Annotated in this window: 22 protein-coding genes and 1 tRNA gene; 14 read left to right on the forward strand and 9 right to left on the reverse strand. The window is 43.0% G+C overall.

Annotated features, from left to right (window positions below):
• Positions 1–45: 45 nt before the first annotated feature.
• Positions 46–2,847, reverse strand: coding sequence for an excinuclease ABC subunit UvrA (uvrA, locus tag HFELIS_RS01890; protein WP_013468846.1), 2,802 nt, complete (start codon positions 2,845–2,847; stop codon positions 46–48).
• A gap of 254 nt (positions 2,848–3,101) precedes the next feature.
• On the opposite strand from uvrA, the gene HFELIS_RS01895 reads away from it, so the two are divergent.
• On the forward strand, positions 3,102–3,992 hold the full coding sequence (locus HFELIS_RS01895) for an ATP-binding cassette domain-containing protein (protein WP_013468848.1): 891 nt from the start codon (positions 3,102–3,104) through the stop codon (positions 3,990–3,992).
• 11 nt (positions 3,993–4,003) lie between these two features.
• The gene (locus HFELIS_RS01900) at positions 4,004–4,687 is read left to right on the forward strand and encodes an ABC transporter permease (protein WP_013468849.1); all 684 of its coding nucleotides are present in this window, start codon (positions 4,004–4,006) and stop codon (positions 4,685–4,687) included.
• Between the two features lie 19 nt (positions 4,688–4,706).
• Here HFELIS_RS01900 and HFELIS_RS01905 read toward each other — a convergent pair whose 3' ends face one another.
• The 7 genes from HFELIS_RS01905 to HFELIS_RS01940 all read right to left on the reverse strand — a co-directional run bounded on the left by HFELIS_RS01905 (position 4,707) and on the right by HFELIS_RS01940 (position 13,566).
• Positions 4,707–5,372 carry an outer membrane beta-barrel protein gene (locus HFELIS_RS01905; RefSeq protein ID WP_013468850.1) on the reverse strand — a complete coding sequence of 222 codons (666 nt, stop codon included), beginning with the start codon at positions 5,370–5,372 and terminating at the stop codon, positions 4,707–4,709.
• Between the two features lie 19 nt (positions 5,373–5,391).
• Positions 5,392–7,716, reverse strand: coding sequence for a hypothetical protein (locus tag HFELIS_RS08465; RefSeq protein ID WP_158305094.1), 2,325 nt, complete (start codon positions 7,714–7,716; stop codon positions 5,392–5,394).
• Positions 7,717–7,840: 124 nt separating this feature from the next.
• Positions 7,841–10,192, reverse strand: coding sequence for a coiled-coil domain-containing protein (locus HFELIS_RS09195; protein WP_197531863.1), 2,352 nt, complete (start codon positions 10,190–10,192; stop codon positions 7,841–7,843).
• A 75-nt stretch (positions 10,193–10,267) separates the two neighbouring features.
• On the reverse strand, positions 10,268–11,536 hold the full coding sequence (locus HFELIS_RS01925) for a peptidase U32 family protein (protein WP_013468853.1): 1,269 nt from the start codon (positions 11,534–11,536) through the stop codon (positions 10,268–10,270).
• Positions 11,537–11,545: 9 nt separating this feature from the next.
• Positions 11,546–12,295, reverse strand: a complete 750-nt coding sequence (gene cheZ / locus HFELIS_RS01930) for a protein phosphatase CheZ (protein WP_013468854.1) — start codon at positions 12,293–12,295, stop codon at positions 11,546–11,548.
• Between the two features lie 61 nt (positions 12,296–12,356).
• A complete protein-coding gene (gene prfB / locus HFELIS_RS01935; protein WP_013468855.1) occupies positions 12,357–13,448 on the reverse strand; it encodes a peptide chain release factor 2 in 1,092 nt (363 codons plus the stop codon).
• 41 nt (positions 13,449–13,489) lie between these two features.
• Positions 13,490–13,566, reverse strand: a tRNA-Arg gene (locus HFELIS_RS01940).
• Positions 13,567–13,664: 98 nt separating this feature from the next.
• Here HFELIS_RS01940 and rpsU point away from each other — a divergent pair.
• The 6 genes from rpsU (at position 13,665) to HFELIS_RS01970 (ending at position 18,933) form a co-directional block, all read left to right on the forward strand.
• Positions 13,665–13,877 carry a 30S ribosomal protein S21 gene (gene rpsU, locus HFELIS_RS01945; protein ID WP_006018650.1) on the forward strand — a complete coding sequence of 71 codons (213 nt, stop codon included), beginning with the start codon at positions 13,665–13,667 and terminating at the stop codon, positions 13,875–13,877.
• A 9-nt stretch (positions 13,878–13,886) separates the two neighbouring features.
• Positions 13,887–14,648 (forward strand): 3-oxoacyl-ACP reductase FabG, encoded by a 762-nt coding sequence (fabG, locus tag HFELIS_RS01950; RefSeq protein WP_013468856.1) that lies wholly within the window; start codon positions 13,887–13,889, stop codon positions 14,646–14,648.
• Positions 14,649–14,815: 167 nt separating this feature from the next.
• Positions 14,816–15,070: an acyl carrier protein gene (gene acpP / locus HFELIS_RS01955; protein WP_013468857.1), complete on the forward strand. Its 255-nt coding sequence runs from the start codon at positions 14,816–14,818 to the stop codon at positions 15,068–15,070.
• 41 nt (positions 15,071–15,111) lie between these two features.
• The gene (locus HFELIS_RS01960) at positions 15,112–16,356 is read left to right on the forward strand and encodes a beta-ketoacyl-ACP synthase II (RefSeq protein ID WP_013468858.1); all 1,245 of its coding nucleotides are present in this window, start codon (positions 15,112–15,114) and stop codon (positions 16,354–16,356) included.
• A 9-nt stretch (positions 16,357–16,365) separates the two neighbouring features.
• Positions 16,366–17,289 (forward strand): acetyl-CoA carboxylase carboxyl transferase subunit alpha, encoded by a 924-nt coding sequence (gene accA, locus HFELIS_RS01965; protein ID WP_013468859.1) that lies wholly within the window; start codon positions 16,366–16,368, stop codon positions 17,287–17,289.
• A gap of 102 nt (positions 17,290–17,391) precedes the next feature.
• Positions 17,392–18,933, forward strand: coding sequence for a flagellin A (locus tag HFELIS_RS01970; RefSeq protein ID WP_013468860.1), 1,542 nt, complete (start codon positions 17,392–17,394; stop codon positions 18,931–18,933).
• A gap of 13 nt (positions 18,934–18,946) precedes the next feature.
• Here the strand turns inward: HFELIS_RS01970 and hemW are convergent, their stop codons facing one another.
• Positions 18,947–20,002, reverse strand: coding sequence for a radical SAM family heme chaperone HemW (gene hemW / locus HFELIS_RS01975; protein WP_013468861.1), 1,056 nt, complete (start codon positions 20,000–20,002; stop codon positions 18,947–18,949).
• A 54-nt stretch (positions 20,003–20,056) separates the two neighbouring features.
• Between hemW and HFELIS_RS01980 the strand changes: the two genes are divergently transcribed.
• From HFELIS_RS01980 to folP, 6 genes are read left to right on the forward strand one after another with little or no spacing between them, the layout of a single operon-like run.
• Entirely contained in the window at positions 20,057–20,359 is a 303-nt protein-coding gene (locus HFELIS_RS01980; RefSeq protein ID WP_013468862.1) for a c-type cytochrome, read from the forward strand.
• A 40-nt stretch (positions 20,360–20,399) separates the two neighbouring features.
• The gene (locus HFELIS_RS01985; protein ID WP_013468863.1) at positions 20,400–20,870 is read left to right on the forward strand and encodes an RNA pyrophosphohydrolase; all 471 of its coding nucleotides are present in this window, start codon (positions 20,400–20,402) and stop codon (positions 20,868–20,870) included.
• On the forward strand, positions 20,871–22,073 hold the full coding sequence (locus HFELIS_RS01990; RefSeq protein WP_013468864.1) for an aspartate kinase: 1,203 nt from the start codon (positions 20,871–20,873) through the stop codon (positions 22,071–22,073). It abuts the gene before it with no gap.
• Positions 22,073–22,573, forward strand: coding sequence for a HobA family DNA replication regulator (locus HFELIS_RS01995; protein ID WP_013468865.1), 501 nt, complete (start codon positions 22,073–22,075; stop codon positions 22,571–22,573). The genes HFELIS_RS01990 and HFELIS_RS01995 overlap by 1 nt, the downstream gene beginning before the upstream one ends.
• Entirely contained in the window at positions 22,570–23,199 is a 630-nt protein-coding gene (locus HFELIS_RS02000) for a DNA polymerase III subunit delta' (protein WP_013468866.1), read from the forward strand. The genes HFELIS_RS01995 and HFELIS_RS02000 overlap by 4 nt, the downstream gene beginning before the upstream one ends.
• On the forward strand, positions 23,190–24,341 hold the full coding sequence (gene folP / locus HFELIS_RS02005) for a dihydropteroate synthase (protein WP_013468867.1): 1,152 nt from the start codon (positions 23,190–23,192) through the stop codon (positions 24,339–24,341). The genes HFELIS_RS02000 and folP overlap by 10 nt, the downstream gene beginning before the upstream one ends.
• Positions 24,342–24,425: the final 84 nt, after the last annotated feature.

Genomic DNA, 24,425 nt, shown 5'->3' on the forward strand with positions numbered 1-24,425 from the left:
CTTTACTGAGATTAGATAGAAAATTGACTCCATCATTTAGCCAAATTAAGCGAGAAACTCCAACCCTAATTCTTTACTTAAAAATTCCCCTGTGTGGCTTCCTGTGCGTTTATAGTGTTTGGCTAATAGCATAGGTGAACCTGTGGCGACAATCTGCCCCCCACCATCCCCCCCCTCAGGCCCCATGTCAATAATGTGATCAGCGTTTTTAATGATATCCAAATTATGTTCGATAACAATCATAGAATTGCCTAAATCCACCAAAGAATGCAAAACATTCAAAAGTAATTGGATGTCTTCAAAATGTAGCCCCGTAGTGGGTTCATCTAAGATATAAAGCGTTTTGCCTGTGTCTTTACGGCTTAATTCCTTAGCGAGTTTTATGCGTTGGGCTTCCCCACCGCTTAGAGTGGTGGCGTTTTGCCCCAAAGTGATATAACCCAAGCCTACAGCCACTAGAGTTTGTAACTTTGTCGCAATTTTTGGGATTTTAGAGAAAAACTCTAAAGCCTCCTCTACACTCATGTGGAGCACATCGGCAATGGACTTATCGCGAATTTTGATAGCCAAAGTTTGCTCGTTATATTTGTTTCCCTTACAACTATCGCACTGCACCAAAATATCGGGCAAAAAATGCATCTCAATCTTAATTTCTCCCTCCCCATGGCATTTCTCGCAACGCCCCCCCTTAACATTAAAACTAAAGCGGCTCGCGCTATAGCCTAATACCTTAGCTTCCTTGCTTTGGGCAAAAAACTCCCGAATATCATCCATCACACCCGTATAAGTGGCTGGATTGCTTCGTGGGGTTCTGCCAATAGGAGCTTGATCAAGGTAGATCACTTTGTCCAAATGCTCTAAACCCGTAACACGCACCCCCAAATTAGCATTCTTTTTGGCATGGTTTAGGCGTTCTTGAGCGATAGGCAACAAAGTTTGTAAAATAAGCGAGCTTTTCCCGCTCCCACTCACTCCCGTAACACAGACAAACTGCCCTAAAGGAATTTTGACTTGAAGATTTTTAATGTTATGTATACTCACTCCCTTTAGCTCTAAAAATTGTGTAGGCTTCTTAGAAGTGTGCTTAGGGCGCGCGATGTTTTTAAGTCCTTGCAAATAAAGCGCGGTGGGGTGTTGGCTCTGCAAAAGTGTTGCCGTGTCGCCACTAAAAACCACTTCTCCGCCATACTTGCCTGCCTTAGGTCCAATATCTACGATAAAATCCGCCTGTCTAATCGTTTCTTTATCATGTTCGACTACGATGAGGGTGTTCCCCTTTTGTTGTAGATTCTTTAAAGTTCTGATCAATTTAGCCGTGTCTTTCTCATGCAAGCCAATACTGGGTTCATCTAAGACATAGAGCACGCCGGTTAAGCCACTACCTATTTGGCTAGCAATACGGATGCGCTGGCTTTCTCCTCCGCTGAGTGTGCGCGCATCTCTACCTAAAGTTAAGTATCCCAATCCCACATCCACTAAGAAGAATACGCGTTCGTTAATTTCCTTTAAAATAGGAGCAGCAATTCTAGCTTCTTGCGCGCTCAGATAGGCAAAATGATTAGGATTGTTAAAAAAAGCATGCACGGCACTAATAGGCATGTCAAGCAAATTTGCAATACCAAGTCCAGCGACCTTCACACTTAAAGATTCCGGCTTTAAGCGATGCCCCTTACAACTAGGACAAGCTTTTTCGCTCATATACTGGCCTAAATCCTTGGTGTCCTTAAACATATCATAGGCGATCTGAACAAGCCCACGCCATGCCTGCTCAATAACCCTCTGCTTCCACATAAAGCGGATTTCCTTGCCATTACCATAGAGCAATGCCTCTTGTTGGTGTGCGCTTAGAGTTTCAAAATGGCTTTGTGGGTCGATGCCATTAACCTCACAAAACCCCTCAAAAAGAGCGCAGTAGTAGGCATTATGGTAGAAAATTTTTTTCATGCCACTGATGGGCAAACTCAAATCTAAGATTTTTTGGATGTCTAAGCGCACCTTGCTCCCCAATCCAGCGCATTCAGCACACGCTCCCTTAGGTGAATTAAACGAAAAGCTTAAAGGTTGGAGCTTTTCAAAGCCCACTTTGCAAGCAAAACATGCCAAATGTTCGCTGTAATGGCGGCTTTGCTGATCTTCAAGACTCCACACCTCAGCCTGCCCATAACCTTCGGCTAAAGCTTTTTCTAGCGCGCTAGCTAGGCGAGCATGGTTTTCATCGCTGATCTCTAGGCGATCCATCACAGCCTTAATGGTGTGCTTTTTATTTTTAGAGAGTTCAAGAGGTTCATCTAGGCGCACCAAAACTCCATCTACTTGGGCGCGCACCACGCCCTTTTGACGCAGAGTCTGAAAGATTTCTGTAAAATTCCCCTTTTTGTTTTCTACTAAGGGGGCTAAAATCAACACTTTTTTATATTGAAAATCCTGTGAAACTTGGGCGATGATGTCAGTTGCGCTCATAGAAGCGATGGGCGCGCCACACAAATGGCAGTGTTGGCGACCAATGCGGGCATAGAGCAGACGCAAATAATCATAGATTTCTGTGATCGTGCCCACAGTGGAGCGTGGATTTTTGGAAGTGGTTTTTTGATCGATGGCGATGGCGGGGATCAAACCTTCAATCTTATCCACTGCAGGTTTGCCCACCTTATCTAAAAATTGGCGCGCATAGCTGGAGAGAGATTCTAAATAACGCCTCTGTCCCTCAGCATAGAGAGTGTCAAAAGCCAAAGTAGATTTTCCTGAGCCACTCAAACCTGTAAAAACAATGAACTTATTTTTGGGGATGTCCAAATGGATATTTTTAAGATTATGCTCCCTAGCCCCACGAATACTAATGATGTCCAAATCGCGCTCTTTAGAATATATGGAAGATTATTCTAGCATAATTTAGATAATCGCAGTTGCAAAGCCATTGCGCTATAATGGCCAAAAAACTAGGGGTTTTTATGGGTCTGTTGGATGACTTGATGTTAGTGTTTCTTATCGCCGTTTTAGTGGGCGGAGTTGGTTATTACATTTATATATACATGGGGAGTAAAAAATGATATCTGATATTTTTGCCTAATTTTTAAATTCTGATATTTTTGCCTAATTTTTAAATGCAACTCACCCTCCAATCTTTGCGCTATTGCGGTTCTGAGAAGCTAAAACCTCTGTATCCTTTGAGTGTAGAGAATTTAAGTTTCACAGAAAACACTAGCACGGCCCTCATTGGGAGCAATGGAGCGGGTAAATCCACTCTACTAGGCGCGCTGTTGGGTTTTCGCCTAGATTTTGAGGTGCAAGCTAGCCTCAATGGAATCGCTTACACCAACACTACCCCACCCCTGCGCGCCCAAATTGGCTATAGCGCGCCCTCTTTAAACTTCCCTCCCGGACTCAAAGCCAAAGACCTTTTAGATTTTTATCAAAGTTCGCATGGCACTTGCCCACTTAAATTTTTCCCAAAAAATTTACTCTCTAAACCCTATGACAGCTTTTCAGATGGGCAGAAACAACGCTTGAAGTTGGATTTGAGTTTAGGGCACAATCCCGATCTCTTGATCTTAGATGAACCCGAATCGAGTTTAGATGAGCCCACCATTATGCGCGTGGCAGAAGCCATTAGCGTGCGTAATCAAGTTCAAAAAACCTCTCTCATTGCCACGCATAATGCTACAATTTTGGAGAATTGTGCGCGGGTTTTGTGCTTGCATCAGGGGCAAGTGATTCAACATGGCACATTGGCCGAAGTGATGCGGGCGTTATTGGGTGATCTGAGTTTGGAAATCTCTTATGAAAATGAGCTAGAGCGCGAGAGTATCGCTACTACCCTTGCAAATGCATACCGCTTAAAAGTTAGTCTAGCTGAGCGCGATGTGTTTTTTGGCACAATGGCTTTAAAAGACTGCCTAGAACTACCTCCCCTATCCACTAAGCGCATGGGACTTTACTTACGCCCCACAAAGGCGCAGGACTTGCTTTTGGCATTAGATCACTGGGGAACTTAAAGGACAAGCGCATGCGCCATATCTATCATATCTCTCTCTTAGAGGCTAAGTCTTATCGCACCCAACACATTGCTATTTTTTGGACCATGATTCATCCTTTTTTGATGTTGGCCTTCTTGATTGGAGTCTATGAACACACCTACTCGCCCGATTTTCGCTTTAGCAGGACTATTGGGCTTGTAACACTCAATTTAGTTTCTACGGTCATTTTTAGCCTAGCGATGGCTATGGGAATGGTGTTATCGCGTTTGATGGGGTTATTGTGCTTTAGCACACTTTTTGTTGTGGGGAGTTTTAGCGTGCTAGGGATTTTGCCCCTTTTGAGCGTGTGGTCGCTGTTATGGGGTTTGTTAGTGCTAGGTTTTGCCGGAGTGTTTTGTTCTGGCTTAGCACTCATCATTATTAGATACTTTGACAACACCCAAAATATACTAGCCATTGGCAATATGATCAATCTCTATGCGATCATGTCGGCTAATGTCTTTGTCCCCCTGCAAGCCCTGCCTAAATGGAGTCAAATTTTTATCACTTCCTCGCCCTTTTATCACCTCAACAACATGCTCATTGCAGCATTTTCTGGGCAACATTTGGGTTATGTTTTGGGAGTGTCTGGCGCGCTCTTTGGAGTGGGCGCGTTCTTGATTTTTTTGAGCGCGGGGCGTGAGCTTCTAGTGAGCACGCCCAAATCGCGTTAAAAGGGTATAGCTTTGATGATTAAAATATTTTGATGAAATTGATAAAAATGTCTGAGCTTTTGTAATTGTTGAGAAAGCGCAACCCTCCGGCCTCTTTGCCCACTAAAAAACGGGTTTGGTTGATAAGAGGCACACGCATTCCCAAACTTAATTTGAAGCTATCGATGCGCGCTTGGATTCCAAAGGTCGCATCTACATTGGCATTATTGCTCAGTTGTGTTGTCCCAAAATTGGCAAACTGCGTGGTCCAAATATTCACTAAACCCAACACGCCTACAAAGAAACCATAGGCATAAATTTTGACCGACTTATAAGGCGATTTTCTGATTTTGCTATAGGGATTGATGAGTAAATTCCCCCCCACACCCAAGCTATAACGATTGACATTATTGATATTACTAACACTGGTGGCAAATTTATCCATATAAAGGTAACGATAAGCAAGATAGCCATAACAGGACACGCCCAAAAAGGGAATGAAGTATTTTTGATACCCCCCTTGTATCTGCAGACCTAGTTGAATAGAGTGCGATCGCAAAGCATCGCCTGAATTTTTAGCAACATTGCCCCCACCCACACTCACACCCACACCTAAAAAACCCCCATCTAAATAGGAGGCAAAGGGGTGGGCAAATAAGGGTGTTGCTAACATTAAGCAAAGATTTAAAATAAGAGGTTTTGCCATGCGCACATCCAACAAATCGTTAATAAAAGGCTACGAAGTTTAAAAATAGTCCCGCACTTTTGTAATTATCCACAAAGGTGATCACATTTGTACTTGCAGATTGTGTAAGCACGAGTTGGCGGCTAGCATCTGTGAGAGGAACACGCACACCCAACATCCATTTAAAGCGGTTAAGGCGCATGCTCAGACCAAAAGTCGCGTTAATGTTGGTGTTGCTCAGTGCATACACCTTATGATGGCCAAAAAAACTTGTTGTCCAAATATTGTACATACCTAAAAGTCCGGCAAAAAGCCCATAAGCTTTAATTTTGGCGATGCCATATCTGTCTATCTTGATTTTACTATAAAAATTAAACAAGAAGTTTGTCCCAAAACCCGTGCCATAGTGGTTAATCGCATTGATACGCAATGCGCTATTGGGAGTTCCCATGATTAAATAATGGTAAGATAGGTGTCCATAGCAGGAAAGGCCTACAAAGGGATTAAAATATTTTTGATACCCCACTTCTAGCTGAAGACCTGTGCGTAGTTTATTGTTTTGGACATTACTAAGAGTGCTAGGGGAGATGAGAGGGGTTTGGGGTTTTTTTAGAGTGGGAATAGGGGCGGGGTTGGTGCCAATTCTAGGTGTTGGAGGGAGAGGTTTTTGAGGGGGGAGGGTGGTGGTTGGGATTGTGGGGATGGTGTAGATTGCTGTGGGGGCGAAGTTGCTGAGGTTTTGGGTGGCTTGCTTAGCATTTTGGACCGCTTGCTCTGCGGCTGGAAGGGCAGCATTCACTTCTGCAAGGGTGTTTTTCATCGCAGGGTCTAAAAAACCAAAATAGCCCAAGAAGATGGAATTAGCCCATGAGCTAGCGCTGCTATATTGGCACACTGTATAACCTTGTTTAAAACCCAAACCTCTGTTAGGGCTTGCATAACAATAATTGACATTGTCCGGAACGCCGGAATCATGGTTTGGAGCTTGGGGATTGCTTGAGGGCGCACCATTAGGAATAACAGACATGATCCACACTGGATTACTATTAAAGGTTTGGAGCATGAATTTAACCATGCTGTTTTGATCGCCAGCATAATCTTTAAGGAAAGTTTGCACGGCATCAAAATTTCCTGCGTTTAAATCTTTTTCAAGCTGTTTATAAAATTGCGAATTAACAAAATTACCTGTAAAGCCGGGCGCGCCTACAGAGGCATTCAGGGTTTTAAAAAAAGTGTTGGCATCTTTCCTAGTTTGATCTAAGGGGAGAGTGCACGCCCCCATATCTTTTGTTCCCCCTGCGCAATTTGAATTGGAGAGATAGGGAATGCCTTTTTGCAGACTCTTCAGATCAAAGAGACTATTCCATAGATCGCCTAAATTAAACCCTAGCTTAGATAGACTTTGAGGCACTGAAGGCACATCGGGGAGATTGCCACAATTGTTAGAAACTCCGCCCTTCCACCCGGGCATAGATTTTAAAATAGAAACAAAGACACAACTAAAATTATTATTGATGTAGTTGTAATCTTTGCCTTTCCACTGATAAGTTTGATTGGCCTTTTGGGCGTTGTCCAGTCCAAACACTGAGCCCACAGCATAATCCATCCAAGCTTCATGAAAAGCCCGCCCTACCACATTAGACACCTGTGTAATTTGCGTGAGCGCTTTTTGGATCGCGTCTTTGCGCTCAAGGGTAAGTTGTTCGAGGTTTTGGGCGTTGGTTTTGACGATATTTTGGTTGGCCTCACTGATTTTTTGAATATCCTCAGCGATGGTTGTTGAGAGAGTGTTGACTTGTCCAGCAAGGGTTTTAAGGGCTTCTTGCACCTGTTCAGGAGTGAATTGTTGCACATCCGGATTATTTTGCAAGAGAGGGGGCAGAGTGAGAGGGGTTAAATTGAGTTGCTTGGCGATCGTGTTAATTTGCGTGTTAAACTCTTGATAAGTTTTGATCGCATTGGTGAGAATAGCACGGCTCTGATTATTGGCTTGGCTTAGAGCTTGTTGGTAATTTTTAAATTGCATCTCTGCGGTTTTTAGCAGTCTTTGATTGGCGTTGGCATAAGCGCTTAACAATTTGTTGAGTTCGTTTTGATAGGCGACCACGCTAGAAAGTGTGCTATTGGTGCTTACCTGTCCGATATTTTTAAGGATATTTTGTAATTGAGGCGCTGTGGGGTTGAGGCTTTTGAGTTGTGCTATGAGGACCTGGAGCGCGATCGCTGTTTGTTCTTTGTTGGCTTTGAGCTTGGCCATCGCTTCGTTATAAAGTTGCAGATTCTGTTTATAAATTTGTGCACCGCTTGTATTTTGTGAGGAGGCAATTTGGGCTGTTTGCAAAGTATTGCCCCCACCAAGACCCAAGCCCACTGCATAAAACCCCCCATCTAAATAGGAAGCTATATTACGCGCATTTAGTAATTCCCCTCCTAGTAGCAAAAAACTTATATAGCAAATCTTCCACATCAATGAGAATTATAACACGATCCTAAAAGAAAGTTAAGAAATCTAAAAAGAGATTGGAGCTTTTGTAGTTGTCGATCACACTCAGGGTTTCTGTGCCATTTTTGCCGGAAATGCTGATAAGTTGGCTGGAATTAATAAAGGGGATTTTAACACCCAACATCCATTTAAAGCGATCCACACGCATACTCAATCCAAACACCCCATCAATGTTCGCGCTTTTGCGCCAAAACTGCGTTGAACTGCCTAGAGATGCCACATTATATAGGTTAAACACGCCTAAAAGTCCTGTAAAAAATCCATAGGTGCGGATGATGGGATGGCCAAATCTTGGTTTTCTAATTTTGCTATAGACATTAAAAAGTAAATTGGTGCCAATCCCAAAAGCGTAATGATTGATGGCGTTCAAATTGCTATCTGCGCTCAGTTTATTAATATAGAGATAGCGGTAACTCATGGAGCTATAATAGGAAATTCCAAAAAAAGGATTAAAGTATTTTTGATAGCCCCATTTAGCTTGTAAACCCATTTGCAGGGGATGCATTTTAAGACTGCGGCTAGAAAAGACAAGCAAAGGGACTTGAGGTTTGATGACATCAGGTAAAGGAGTGCCCCCGGTGTTGATGGTGGGCAGAGCTGGCATGGGGACTGGATTAATTGCATAGGAGGGGGGAGAGATAGATAGATTATTAGGTTTTTTGAGTGCATTTAACTGGTTGTTATATTTGGTTGCGTCGCTGATGGCATTTTGTGCAGCAACTAGAGATGTATTGAGTTGCTTGGATGTGATCAGGTCGGTAATGGATTGTTGGTTAACATATCCAAAATAGCCTAAAAAAGTGGCTTGTGCCCACGAATTATATTGACAAGCGCTATAACCTTGTGAAAAGGGAAGGTTCTTAGTGAGATTGTCTTGACAATACTGCTGGGCTGAGGGCATTGTGCTCATGAGCCACACGGGATTAAGCGCAAACATATTGAGCATATCTGGTATGAGAGTGTTTGTGTAGGTGTTGACAAGATCGGTGGCTAGAGTGAAGTTGTTGGAATTAAGATCGTTTTCTAAAAGGCTATAAAGAGTATTGTGTGGGGGTTTAGTCAAGTCAGAAGGGAGAAAATTCCCAGAAAATTTTGAGATGTTGCCCACATAGCCGTTCATAAAATTGAAAAAATCATGCACTTTATCAATAGAGGTTTGAGGGCTCACCCCAGAGCAACCTCCACTTGAACAATCAGAAGGCGTGATAAAGACATTATTTTTTAACTTGTTGAGATCAAAAATGCTGTCCCAAACCGCCCAAGCTGTCAAGCCCTTGTAATCGTGAATGGTTGCTTGGAAAGACTGCAGGGCAGCGGTTGTTCCACCCCCATAACCACAGGTATTCGTGCTATCCATATTATTATAAATAATAATCTGAAAAACGCAAGTGTCTGCAGCATTGACATACTTCCCAATCTCATTTGTATTGCCATTCTGCTGTAAAAAATCCTGCCCTAATCCAAAATTTTTCCACTGACTAGAAAAGCCACTTGCGATAGTTTTTACAATGTTGTTCACATCGTCAAGGGCGTTATTAATGGCATTTTGCTTTTGAGTTTTGAGTGTATTATATTCACTCGCATACTCAATAGCAAGCTTTTGATTGGCTTGATCCATCGTGTTAATGTCATTTCCTACGATAACTACCACATTTTTCATGTTTTCAGACATGCTAGAGAGAGCCTGAATTGTGGCCTTAGGTGATAAATTACTAACACATGTGGGTGGCGTACTACAATTTTGCAAGGATTTAGGCAAAGGTATAGGGGTGTAGGTAATCTTAAGCGCATTGGCTATATTTTTCATCTTGCTATTAAATTGATCAATGGTGGTGAGGGCATTTTGTAAGGTGCTCTGGTTGATAGCATTATCTTTAGCGATCTGTTTTTCATAATTATCTATGGTTTGTTGGGCCTGTATAAGGAGTTGTTGGTTGGCATCTTTATATTGCGTGAGTGTTTTTTGTAAATAGGCATTATAGGCACTCACACTACTTGTTATAGCCTCAAGATCGATGCTGGAGGGGTCAGAAATCATGCCATCAATCTGCTTAATAAGTGTATCAAGTGTGGACGAAGTGGGGTTAAGATCTGTGAGTTGTTGGGCTAGATTTTTAAGAACGGCGATAGTTTTGGTCTGATTGATTTTAAGGTTATTGATCGCCTCATCATAAGATTGCAGGTTTGTATTGTAGATTTGCTGTTTTGTGGTGTTTGTATCTGGAATCACGCGTTCATTTTCTAGGGCATCTCCTCCGCCAAGATCTAAACCTACAGAAAAAAAAGAACCATCTAAGTAAGAGGCGATCGAGGGGTGAGCTAATGATAGAGTAAACACACAGAACCACATAACAAGAGAGCGTATCACCATACTTAAAATCTTCTAAAATGTGGGCTAAACCCTTATTCTTTTTTAAGAAAAATTTCGGGTGCGCAAAAAACTATGGGGGGGAAGTTTGGTGGGGAGTTTCACAGGATGGGTGTTTCCACTATGGATACTCTCTAACTCCCGCCCATCTTGGAGCAGGATTTTATACAAACAAAGATAATATTTGCCCTCAAAAGTGTAAATTTTTCCAATTTCATTAAGCATGGGGGTTAAGTCTGCCTTGTAAGGCAAAACAATTTCATAATCCACATGGGGTTTTGTGGTGAATTTGCATAAAAAATATTCTCCACTATCTAGCACCTCACCATTGACTTGAAAATCTCCCTCGCTAATTGCACTTTTAAAGTTCTGTGTGTCTAATCTCTGGTGGGGGCGTTGGATGAGATACCCCTGTGTAAACCCACGGTTTTTAAGTGTGGCTAGCTCGGCTTGGTAGAGGGCGGGACGGTGTTGGTTATTGTAATAGTCTTCTATGGCGGTGCGGTAGGTTTTGGTGGTGATGGCAGCATAATAGCTAGATTTCGTGCGGCCCTCAATCTTGAGCGCGCTGATGGCCTTGCTATCTAAGATTGCGCCAATATGGCTAGCCAAATTTAAATCTTTAGCATTGAGAATATGCGTGCCTATACCCTCCTCTTCCTCTAGGCGCATCATCACCCCCGTATCCGGGTTTTTAATATAATATTCGTAATCAAAGCGGCAATCATTGGCGCAACTTCCCCGATTGGGCACGCGCCCGTGTTGCAGGGCTGAGATCAGGCAACGTCCTGAAAAGGCAAAACACATACTTCCATGCACAAAGATCTCTAGCTCTAAATCCGGCAATGCCTTTTTGATCTCTACCACATCGTTTAAGCTCATTTCTCTAGCCACCACGATGCGCTTGACTCCCATTTCATAAAAGGCGCGTGCGTCTAAGACATTCATCACATTGGCTTGAGTAGAAAGATGGATAGGAATATGGGGGGTGAGTTTTTGGGCAAGTTTGAGCACACCGATCGTAGCGACAATGAGCGCATCGACCTTGCAATCGGCAAGCTTGTACAAATGCTCTTCTAAGAGCTTGATTTGGGAATTAAAAGGGAAAGCGTTTAGCGTGGCGTAAAATTTCTTGCCCCGTGCATGGGTGAGGGCTACCCCTTCTTTAAAACTCTCTAAATCAAAGTTTTTAGAAGCGCGGTTACGCAGAGAAAACTGCCCTAACCCCCCATAAAGCGCATCTGCACCATAATCTAAGGCGATTTTAAGCTTGCTGAGATTGCCCGCAGGGGCCAGTAATTCGACTCGACTCATCCAAAAAGGTTATTTTTTTCCAAAAGCAGCGATCAAGGCTTCAATATCACTCTCACTCGCCGCGCTTTCATTATCATCTCCAATAATATAAGAAGCCGAGCTAACCCGTTTCGAATCATCGATATTGCCCTCAAAGAGAGAGTTCATATACTGGGTAAGGGCGCGCATGACATTGATCACGCGCTCGATTTTTTGGCGGTGAATATCTTGGAATTGCATAATATCCATCGCCTGCATCGCGCTGTCTGAGCACCCTTCCGCTCCCTCTTGAATGCGATCGATACCCTTTAAAATTTCCCGTGTTTCTTCTAAGGAAGTTTGAAAAGTATTGATGAGCGGAAAAGTTTGAGCTAGAGTTTCAAAGATCTCCAAATGTTTTTGTAGGGGTGCTTTGATTTTCTTAAGTGTCCTAATGATGTTTTCTGAGCTAACACTAATGTAATCTAGTTGATCAAAAACTTGGGTTGCTTTGGCTTCAGAATCGCGCGTTACATCATCGAGCTGGTGCACGACTTTATGCTCTTCGGTAGGAGGTGGAGGAGGCCACTCCTCAGAATCCACCTTGCCGTATTTCTCGGCCATTTTTTGATCTACCTTGTAATGCTTATAGGCCTCATTCCAATTCTCCTCCTTTTGCTTGTCCTTATTTTTACTCGAGGAAGATGCCCCCTGTTCTTGATTTTCCATTTCCTTATCCAAGGGTTCCATTCCCTCTAAACCACCCCCATTGATCAAAGCATCCAATTCTTCCTGTGTCATTCACTCTCCTTAGCACCCCAAATTTGGCCTGGATTATAGCTAAAGACTTTTTGTGTCTAGCTTATTGCGCCTTAGAAACCAAAACCGCTTCCATCATCGCATCCAAATCTCCATCTAAAATGGCCTCTACATTGCTGTAGGCGATTTCGCTACGCGCATCTTTGATTTGCTGATAAGGGGCAAGCACATAACTTCTAATTTGGTGTCCCCAGCCAATTTCACTTTTTTCCTCTGCGCTGCTCTGTTCTTTTTGTCTGTGTAGCTCTAATTCATAGAGACGGGACTTGAGCATTTTAAGCGCCATCGCCTTATTCTTGTGTTGGCTACGATCGTTTTGGCATTGCACCACGATACCAGTCGCTAAATGTGTAATGCGGATAGCAGATTCTGTCTTATTGACATGTTGCCCCCCCGCTCCACTGGCGCGGTAAGTGTCGATGCGGATGTCTTTATCCTCAATCACAATATCAATATCATCATCCACTTCCGGGCTCACTTGCACACTAGCAAAGCTGGTATGTCTTTTGCCATTAGCATTAAAAGGCGACATGCGTACGAGGCGGTGCACCCCGTTTTCATTTTTCATGTAGCCATAAACATTAATCCCCCTAATGATAAAGGCGACACCCTTGATCCCTGCCTCTTCGCCCTCTTGGTAATCTAATAACTCTACTTTAAAGCCTTTGCGCTCCGCCCAACGCAAATACATTCTATAAAGCATACTCCCCCAGTCTTGACTCTCAACCCCTCCTACTCCCGGTTGGATACTCACAATCGCATCACGCCCATCATGGGCATTAGCCAACATCACCCCCACCTCTAAGCTTTGCACACATGCTTGCAAGTGAGGAGCGTCTTCGAAAAGTTGGGCCAGTGTGGATGGATCATCATTTTGAACCAACTCAAAGAGTTCACGCGCTTCTACTAAAGTATTTTTAGCATTCTGATACGCGCTTAAAAGCCGTTCTATTTTGACTTTCTCTTGGTTCTTAGAGGCGGCGCGTTCTTTATCTTGCCAAAAGAGAGGATCGGATTGTTCACGCTCTAAGGCAGTTAAGGTATCTTGTAAACTCTCCGGTTTGATAATTTGGGCGACATTTTGGCATTTGTTTTCTAATTCCTTAAGCAGTTCGCTGTACTGATAGGCATCCATAGTATTCCAAAAAAGGGATTTTTACATCGTATTTAGCAGAATGGTGTGCTCAGAGGGATTCAAACCCCCGACCTACAGGACCGCAACCTGTTGCTCTATTCAGCTGAGCTATGAGCACCCAAAAAATCTATTATAGCAGAATTTATTCTGATTTTAGGTTAAATTTACAAAATTTTGTTAAAATTGGCGCATTTGAGTGAGAAAGTAGGTGATAGCATGCCCGGAATCAAGGTCAGAGAGAGTGATAGCTTTGATGAAGCTTATCGACGCTTTAAAAAACAAACCGACCGTAATTTAGTCGTTACAGAATGCCGCGCGCGGCGTTTTTTTGAATCCAAAACAGAGAAGCGCAAAAAGCAAAAGATCAACGCTAAGAAAAAGATTCTTAAGCGCCTTTATATGCTGCGTCGCTACGAATCTAAATTGTAGGGAGGATAGATGGAGTTTAGTGGGCATAATGTCTTGGTTACAGGGGCAGGTCGGGGTATCGGGCGTGCCATTGCGCTGTTTTTAGGGAGTTGTCGCAACAAAGAGGATCAACCTCTGAAAGTATGGCTCAATTATCGAAGCGATCCGGGAGCGGTCGATGGTCTCAAACAAGAGATCGAAGCCTTGGGAGGGCGTGCCGCTTTAGTAAAATTTGATGTTTCTCATGAAGCAGATTTCGTAGAGGGTTTTAAAACAATTGTGGATGCTGATGGGGGGTTGAGCTACTTAGTCAACAATGCCGGGATCGTATTGGATAAGTTGGCTGTGCGCATGAAAACTGAGGATTTTATGCATGTGCTCGATGTCAATCTTCGCTCTGTCTTCGTAGGTTGTCGCGAAGCGCTCAAAGTGATGGGCAAACAGAAGTTTGGAAGTGTTGTCAATCTCTCTTCAGTGATTGCCGAAAGGGGCAATATGGGGCAAACTAATTATGCTGCAAGTAAGGGAGGGGTTATTTCTATGAGCAAATCCTTTGCTTACGAAGGAGCTTTGCGCAATATTCGCTTCAACTGCATCACTCCTGGGTTTATTGCAACCGATATGAACGCTGGCCTCAAGGAAGATGTAAAAGAGGAATATCTTAAAAACATCCCCTTAGGTCGCCTTGGCGAATCAAAAGAAGTTGCTGGAGCGGTGGCCTTTTTGTTGAGTGATTTGGCTAGCTATATCACAGGGGAAACACTCAAGGTCAATGGTGGCCTATATATGTAAAGAAAAGGAGAAAACATGCTTTTTATTATTTTGATCTTATTGATAGTGGTGATTTATTTCCTCTACCGCATTGTTGATGTTTTGGAACAAAAGTAGCTTTTTAAGCTTAGGATAGCATTTTTAGGTTAGAATTTTGAGAAGAATTGCAGATTTGAGAGGAGATTTTAATGGCGTTATTTGAGGAAATCCAAGCGGTAATTGTGGAGCAGTTGAATGTGAGCGCGTCTCAGGTAACAGAAGAGGCAGACTTCATTAAGGATCTCAATGCCGACTCTTTGGATGTTGTAGAACTTATTATGGCTTTGGAAGAAAAGTTTGGGATTGATATTCCAGATGAGCAGGCCGAGAAAATCAAAACTGTTGGGGATGTTGTTAAATTTATTGAGGAAAATAAGCTTATCGGAAAAGACAAGCAGTCCTAACCACAATTACAAGTTTTTGGTATCATCAAGAGGAGTTTTTGTTGCGTAGAGTTGTGGTAACGGGCATGGGTATGGTGAATGCCTTGGGGTTGAACAGAAGGACGGCTTTTGATGCCATTGTGCGCGGGGATTGTGGAGTAAAAAAAATTAGTTGCTTTGACACTACCGGTTTTCCCGTACAGATTGCGGCCGAGATTACGAATTTTGATCCAGGTTCCGTGATGAACCTTAAAGATGTCAAAAAAGCGGGTCGCTTTATCCAACTAGGTCTTTTGGCTAGCAAAGAGGCAATGCTGGAGAGTCAGATTCTTGTTGATGGCAAGTGTCCGGAGTCTTTTGCACCTACTATGGGTATTAGTTCTGGATCTGGGATTGGAGGTTTGGGCAATATCGAGGCTAATTCTATTTATTGCTACGATAAAGGCCCTAGAAAGGTGAATCCTTTTTTTATCACATCTGCCCTTGTCAACATGATTGGAGGCTTTGTATCCATTGAATATGGTATTAAAGGTCCTAATGTTTCCAGTGTAACTGCCTGCGCAGCAGGCACCCATGCAATTATCGAGGCCTATAAAACCATCCTCTTAGAAGGCGCAGATCGCATGCTTGTCATAGGAGCAGAATCGACAATTTGTCCTGTGGGTATCGGAGGTTTTGCCTCTATCCGTGCTCTCTCTAACCGTAACGACGAACCTCAAAAGGCTTCTAGGCCTTTTGATAAGGAGAGGAACGGCTTTGTAATGGGTGAGGGTGCTGGGGCTTTGGTGCTTGAGGAGTATGAGAGTGCTAAACAACGAGGAGCACCCATTATTGCCGAATTAATAGGCTATGGAGAAAGCGGAGATGCTAGTCATATCACTGCCCCTGCCCCTAATGGTGAGGGAGCTTACAGAGCTATGAGGCGTGCGTTGGAAATGGCTAGTAAGCATGGGGTTGAAGTAGGCTATATCAATGCACATGGCACAAGCACTGGCTACAATGACCTCTATGAAACCATTGCGCTAAAGAGTGTATTTAATGGCAAAGAGAATGTTCCACCCGTGAGTTCCACTAAGGGGCAAACTGGGCATTGCTTGGGTGCTGCTGGAGCGATTGAGGCCGTGATCTCTTTAATGGCACTTCAAGAAGGCGTGTTACCTCCAACTATTAACCAAGAAGTTCCCGATCCAGGTTGCGATTTGGACTATATTCCTAATCAAGCAAGGCAGGCCAAACTAAAAGCGGTTATGAGTAACTCTTTTGGGTTTGGGGGCACTAATGCAGTGGTGATTTTTAAAGCCATTTAGGTTAGGAAAGTGGCAGTTTACTTAGATTTTGAGAATCGCATCAAAGGACTTCAGGACGATATCGAGACGGCCACTATTCGTGGCGATATTGACGCTAAGGATATTTTAGAAAAGCGCTTGGTCAAAGAGATAAAAAGTGTTTATTCTAACTTAACAGAGTATCAGCGTCTCCAGCTTGCTCGCCATCCCGATAGGCCTTATGCCATGGATTATATTGAGCTTATTTTACAGGATCGTTACGAGATTTTTGGAGATCGTCATTTTAGTGATGACAAGGCTATTGTAAGTTTTATAGGCAAAATTGAAGGTGTCCCTGTAGTAGTCATTGCTGAGGAAAAGGGGAGGGGCACTAAAAATAAACTGTGGCGCAATTTCGGAATGCCCAATCCTGAAGGTTATCGTAAAGCCTTAAAGAGTGCAAAATTCGCCGAAAAATTCAATTTACCTATTTTGATGCTGGTAGATACGGCGGGAGCTTATCCTGGTCTTGGTGCAGAAGAAAGAGGACAGAGTGAGGCCATTGCTAAAAATCTGCAAGAATTTGCCACGCTCAAGGTTCCCACTATTTCTATTATCATTGGCGAGGGAGGAAGTGGCGGGGCTTTAGCCATTGCAGTGGCAGATAAATTAGCAATGATGGAGTATTCTATCTTTAGCGTGATCTCTCCAGAAGGGTGTGCAGCAATCTTGTGGAACGATCCAAGCAAGGCAGAGGTGGCTGTGAAAGCCATGAAAATCACACCTACAGATCTCAAAAATGCTAAACTGATTGATGATATTATCTTAGAGCCCCAAAAAGGGGCGCATCGCAATAAGTTTGAGGCTAGCTGTGCCATTAAGGATTATTTCCTCGCCCAGCTTCCTCGTATCCAAGAGAGCGATTTCTTAGCTCTTCGCTATCAAAAACTCATGAATTACGGTGCTTTTGCGTAATTCACGGCGTAGCTTTTATAGTTTACTTAATAAAACAAAGATTTTGACGATATAGAAACACCAAAGCAAGGATGCTTTAGGTTAATTTAACAAGGAGTTATTATGGCATTTCAGGTTAATACCAATATCAATGCGTTGAACGCTCACGCAATGGGTTTGGTTACACAGCGCGAGTTAAAAGAATCGCTTGAGCGCTTAAGTTCTGGTTTGCGCATCAACAAGGCGGCTGATGACGCTTCAGGCATGACCATTGCAGATTCTTTGCGTTCACAAGCTAAGAGCTTGGGGCAGGCAATCGCCAATACTAACGATGGCATGGGAATCATCCAAATCGCAGATAAAGCGATGGATGAGCAGATCAAAATTCTCGATACCATTAAGGTAAAAGCAACTCAAGCAGCTCAGGATGGTCAGAATACCCAATCACGCAAGGCTCTACAGGCGGATATTGTGCGCTTAATTCAGAGCTTAGACAATATCGGTAATACCACCTCTTATAATGGACAGACTTTGCTCTCTGGTGCTTTTTCTAATAAAGAGTTTCAGGTGGGTGCTTATTCCAACGAAACGATCAAGGCGAGTATTGGATCGGCTACCTCCGATAAAATTGGGCAGGTCAAAATCACTACCGGCAAAAATATCACTGCTTCTGGTGAGGTGGCTTTGACTTTCAAGCAGGTTGATGGGGTGCACGATGTTTCTTTGGAAAGTGTGAAGATTTCTACAAGTGCAGGCACTGGGCTAGGTGTTTTGGCGGAAGTTATTAATAAGAACTCTAACGCCACAGGGGTACGCGCAACTGCTAATGTCATCACGACCTCTGATAGCGCTATCAAATCGGGGAGTTTGAGTAGCCTAACCGTGAATGGGATTGAAATTGGAAATATCCTTGGCATCAAGAAAAACGATAGCGATGGGCGCTTGGTTGCTGCTTTGAACGCCGTAACGGCCCAAACAGGGGTAGAGGCTTATACAGACTCTGTAGGTCGCTTGAATTTGCGCAGTATCGATGGACGCGGGATCAATATTAAAGCTAACTCAACTAATGTCGATGGGCAGGCTTCTGCATTAACTACCCTCAATGGTGGACAGGACATCACTCGAGGTTCTACAAACTTTGGTCGCCTCTCCTTAGTGCGTCAAGACGCTAGGGATATTTTGGTAGTTTCTGGGGCCAATGTAAGCGCATCTGCTGGATATGCTGCTATTGGTTTTGCCAAAGGCACAACAGCAAACACCACCGTGAATCTCAGAGATGTTTTGGGAGAGTTTAATCAGGCGGTGCGTTCAGCTTCTGGGGCCAACTATAATAAAACTTTGGCCTCTGAAAATCTTACTTTGGGTTCAGGCGTAACTACTTTGCGTGGAGCAATGGTGGTTATGGATATTGCCGAATCTGCACAAAAAATGCTTGATAAAGTGCGCTCCGACTTGGGTTCTGTGCAAAACCAAATGGTGAGCACTGTGAATAACATCACAATCACTCAGGTAAATGTGAAGGCAGCCGAGTCGCAAATTAGGGATGTGGATTTTGCTCAAGAGAGTGCTAACTTTAGTAAAAACAACATTTTGGCACAATCTGGTAGCTATGCGATGAGTCAAGCTAATACCGTGCAACAAAACATCCTCCGCCTCTTAACTTAGGTTTGCAGTTCTTTTAATGGTTTAGCCATAGGGCGATTTCGTCAGCTAGGAAAAAGTCCCTAGCGATAAGTCGGTCGCCCTTTTGTTCACATATCCTTTCATCTAGCAGTGTTTTTACTTTCTTAGGTTTCAATAAATGTATTGGCACTCCTAAATCGCAACGCAAGCCTAAAAATATGGCTTCAAAATATAAATCTTGGTCTGTTAAATTTTCTGTGCGCCTATGTAGAGGGTCGGCAATATAGCTCTGCACATCTTTAAGCTTGTGGTAGCGTGTTTGCCCCACTCTTCCTACAGCTCCTGCTCCACAACCAATATATTCTAAAGAATTCCAATAGTGTAAATTATGTTTTACTCTGTAATTGCGAGCATAATTAGAAACCTCGTAATGTTTAAAACCCTGCGCTTCTAAACTTGCACGCATGACCATATCTAACTCTGGCAAATTTTTAGGCGCAATCTTTGCTAGTCTTGTATTATCCTCTAGGGTTAAACTATAGGCAGAGAGGTGATCGATGGGCAAACCACTTGCCAACGCCACTTCTTTTTCCAAATTCTGCGCCGTATCTAGTGGTGTATTGTAAATAAGATCTATGCTTATATGTTCAATGGCACTTTTTTGAGCATATTCTAAGGCTTTATAAACATTTTTAGGCATATGGTCGCGTTGCAGAAAGCACAGTTTAGATTCAAAAAAGCTTTGCACTCCTATAGAAAGGCGAGTCATGCCTAGATTTTTGAGCGCAAGGCACCACTCCAATGAGACTAAATCAGGGTTAGCCTCCAAAGTGATTTCTGTATTAGATGGCACGCTTGCATGCCGTGCAATGACATTAAAAATTTGATCATAGTGTTTTATTTTTAAAATATTTGGTGTCCCCCCTCCTATAAAAATAGACACTATCCGTTCCCCTTGTAAAGAAGTTTCCATATCCTTGCAAAGCGCATTAACATAGACATTTTGCAAATCTTCTAGACCACTAAAAGAGTTAAAAGCGCAGTATCCACACTTACTTTTACAAAAGGGAATGTGGATATAAAGGCTTTTGGAGGATTTTATTTTAAGCATAGCTTAACCCTTAAAATAATACCATTATGACACATTTTTGATAAGGAGCTAACGATGAAAAAAGTCGTTTTGATGAGTTTGGTTGCAGGTTTAGGTTTGCTTTGGGCAGCCGAGCCTGCCGTTTTGATTAAAAAATGTGCGGGCTGTCATGGTCCTTCTATGGATAGAAAAGCTTTCGGGAAAGGGCATGTTGTCAACACTCTTGATAGCACACAGATCAAAGAAGATTTAATGGGCTATAAAGCGGGTTCTTTGAATCGTTATGGTTCAGGTGTGATTATGCATGCTCAAGCCAAGAATCTGAGCAATGAGGAGATTGAGGCGTTATCTAAGTATATCCCCACTCTTAAAAAATAGTCTAGGTTATTGTATGTTATAATCCCTAGAAAGGATTACCATGGACGCTCCAAAAAGCTATCGTCCTAATGTGGCTGCTGTGGTGCTTTCATCTTGTTACCCTAGGGATTGTGAGTTTTTTATCGCTCAACGCATTGATATTCAAGGGGCTTGGCAGTTCCCCCAAGGAGGGATTGATCAGGGTGAAACCCCAATAAAGGCCCTCTATCGTGAATTGTTGGAGGAAATTGGCACAGATGCAATAGAAGTGATTGCCGAATATCCCAAGTGGATTGCCTATGATTTTCCACCAACCATGACCAAAAAGCTCTACCCCTTTGATGGGCAAAAACAACGCTATTTTTTAGTGCGCCTTAAAAATAACACTCTCATCAATATTAAAACACCTGTTCCAGAATTTGATCGTTATGAATTTGTCAAGCCGGAGAATCTTTTTTCAAAAGTTGTGCACTTTAAGCGGCAGGTTTATCGCCAAGTTATTAGCTATTTTAAACAACAGGGATATTTGTAGGTGTTAGTGGTTCAAAAATTTGGGGGGACGAGTGTGGGGAGTTGTGCGCGCATTCAGACTGTGGCGCAAAGAGTGATGGCAAGTAAAGCCTTGTTTGGCGATGTTGTCGTGGTGGTTTCGGCAATGGGGGATACCACGGATGATTTGCTAGAATTAGCCCATTGTTTTGGGAATAAACTTAATCATCGCGAGATGGATCGTTTATTAAGCAGTGGGGAGCAAATTTCTAGCGCGCTTCTAGCCATTGCTTTGGAATCTATGGGGCAAAAAGCTTATTCTTTAAGCGGTAAAGCAGCTGGAATTTTTACAGATACGCATTTTACCCGCGCGCAAATTTTAGAGATTGATACCACCCGTGTTCAAGATCTTTTGGCGCAAGATTTCGTGGTTGTTGTAGCAGGTTTTCAAGGTGTCAGCAAGGGTGGAGAAATCACCACTTTGGGCAGGGGAGGGAGTGATTTGAGTGCTGTGGCGTTAGCAGGGGCTTTGCGCGCCCAACTCTGTGAGATTTACACCGATGTAGATGGTATTTACACCACCGACCCACGCGTTGTGCCTGAGGCTCGTAAAATCACCCAGATCAGTTATGATGAGATGTTGGAACTAGCCTCTATGGGGGCCAAGGTTCTCTTTAACCGCTCAGTGGAATTAGCAAAGAAATACAACATTCCTCTGATTACACGCAACTCTTTTAACGACAACCCCGGAACTCTCATCACTTCAGAGGAGCAAATTATGGAAAAACCTATCGTAAGTGGGATCGCCCTAGATAAAGATCAGGCGCGTGTAAATATCATCGATGCCTGTGATTATCCGGGTATTGCTGGAGAAATTTTTGGATTACTAGCAGAGGCCAAACTCAATATTGATATGATTGTGCAAACCATTGGCAAAAATGGTAAGACCAATATTAACTTCACTTTACCCGAAGAAGATATAGAAGTTTGCCAGCAAGTGCTCAAAAATGTGCGCGATATTGGTTCAGTAGAATGCGATCGCCAAGTAGCTAAGGTGTCTGTAGTGGGTGTGGGTATGCGCTCACATTCTGGAATTGCCAGTGCTGCTTTTAAGGCTTTAGCCAAAGAAAATATCAATATTTTGATGATTAGCACAAGCGAGATCAAAATTTCGGTGATCGTAGAAGTTTCTCTAGCCGAACTCGCCCTGCAAACTCTACACAAAGCGTTCAAATTAGCTCTGTGATGGATTTAAAAGGGCGCGCACAACAGATTTTCAGAGAACACCATACACGCTTAGGGCGTGTGGATATAGCCAATTATGATTGGGAGAATTTTAAGACATGTATCTCCCACATTGCGGGTGGGGGATGTATTTTGCTCTGCGTAGATGCATCGCGTATGTGGTTTAAAGAATATGTCTTTACACATCTCAATGCTAAGTTGTTGCGCCCGCCTTTACCCATTGTTGATGGGCTTTTAGGTTTTGATCCGCTTTTAAAAGATGCGCGCAATTTACCCCTTGTTTTAAATCTTTTAAATCTCACCTATAAAAATTACCTATTTTGGTATGTTGGTGAAGAGGGAATTTTGAGCACCTTAGCCTCTAGCACAAAAAATTTACTTTGGATCTTGCAAGATGGTTTTCTTAGTCCGCGCGATCCACTTTGTGATCTAAAACTTCTCCAACTTTATCAAGTTTTTGAAACAATGCTTTTTGAAAGTTTGTTAGGAATTTTGGATTGAACACTTTAATTCTTAGCCACACACCCCATGAGGAAGCGCACGCTTATAAGGAAGAATTAGAAAAACAAGCCCAAGAACCTATTTTGATTGAAAGTTTTATCCAAGAAGAGCTCAAGGTCGAGTATGCGCATGAGATCAGAAGGCGCGCTATGTTATGCGATGCGGAGCAAAAATTTATCATCATTGCTGCACACCATTTTAATGCATTCGCTCAAAATGCCCTGCTTAAAATCTTAGAAGAACCCCCACCACAAACGCATTTCATATTGATTGCCAAAAATAAGCATGCGCTTTTAAACACCCTGCTCTCTCGCTTAATTTGCGCCGATCGCCGCACAAAAACTCCTATTGATCCCTTTGGACTAGATTTGCGCACATGTGGCGTGCAGGATGTCTGTAATTATCTTCAAGAGTTAGACAAAACACATCTAACTCCGGAAGAAATCAAAATGCGTCTTTATTCTCTATTGCGCGCCTTGCAAGAAATTGCGCTTCCTTTACCCTTAGATTTATTACAGAGTTTGGATAGCGCAATCCATGCCAATACCCTCTATTACCGCCCTAGCTACAATTTCTTGCCCTTACTCTTAAGAGTGCTTCAACTCAGAGGGGTTGCGTGTTTTTAGAACGCATCGCTCCGGCTAGTTTTGCCCTAGAATTAGAGCGCATCACTCCCCACCCAGTTGGTCAAGCTATTATGAGCCAAAAAGCCCGACTCTTCGCTTTTAAAATTAGCGATTTACCCTTGAGTGCTGCACTCACACTCAAGCAAGAAGCCCTGCGCGTGGGAGCTGAATTAGCGACACCTAAGGATTGCATTTTGGCTAAGAAACCTGCCTACACATGTCTTTTAGTGGGCACTTACGACCAACTAGAACGCTTGCGCGTGAAATGCACTTCTCAAGCCTTTGGATTAAAAAGATTGGCAAAGATGCTAGAGTCCCATCTGCAATCTCCATCTTTTGACAATCCAGCTCTGATGGGTATTATCAATATCACTCCGGATAGTTTTTACCCACAGAGTCGGCACAATGTCCAGCAAGCTTTAGAAAAAATTTATCACTATTTAGAACAAAAAATCGCCTATATTGATATTGGGGCAGCCAGCTCACGCCCCTTTAGCGCACGCCTTGAAGCACATGAAGAAATCGCACGCCTCAAAGACATTTGTGCAGAAATCAAAACCCACAACCTAACCCAACACGCCATTTTTAGCATAGATACTTATAATCCCAAGACAGCCGATTTTGCTCTGCGGCACGGTTTTCAATTACTCAACGATGTCAATGGTTTTAGAGAAGAGTTAATGTGTCAAGTGGCTAAAGCTTATGGAGTTCAAGTTGTGCTGATGCATTCTAACGGGGTGCCTATGGATATGGATCATTTTGCGCCCCACAAGCAACTTTTTTTGGAGATGGATCGCTTTTTTGAGATGCAATTAGAGCGTTTGGATCAATATGAAATTAGCAATATTCTCTTAGATATTGGTCTAGGCTTTAACAAAACCACTGCGCAGAACTTGGCCCTTATCCAGCACTTAGAGCATTTTTTGCATTTTGGTTATCCCTTACTTGTGGGCGCAAGCCGTAAAAAATGTATTGGCGAGATTTGCGCTAGAGAGGTGCAAGATCGCTTAAGTGGCACTTTGGCTTTGCACTTGGTTGCTTTGCAAAGAGGGGCGAGCATTCTACGCGTGCACGACATTGCCCCCCATCAAGACTTGCTAAAAATCTACAAGGCTCTTTGTGAAGTGGAGTTACCATACTAAGCATTCAACCCACTAGGGATAGAGTGTCTTGAGTTTATGCTGTAAGGCTGGAGGAAAATCTGTTAGCATGAAAGAATCTTGTTA

The sequence above is a fragment of the Helicobacter felis ATCC 49179 genome, from assembly GCF_000200595.1.
GTDB classification, from domain to species: Bacteria; Campylobacterota; Campylobacteria; order Campylobacterales; family Helicobacteraceae; genus Helicobacter; species Helicobacter felis.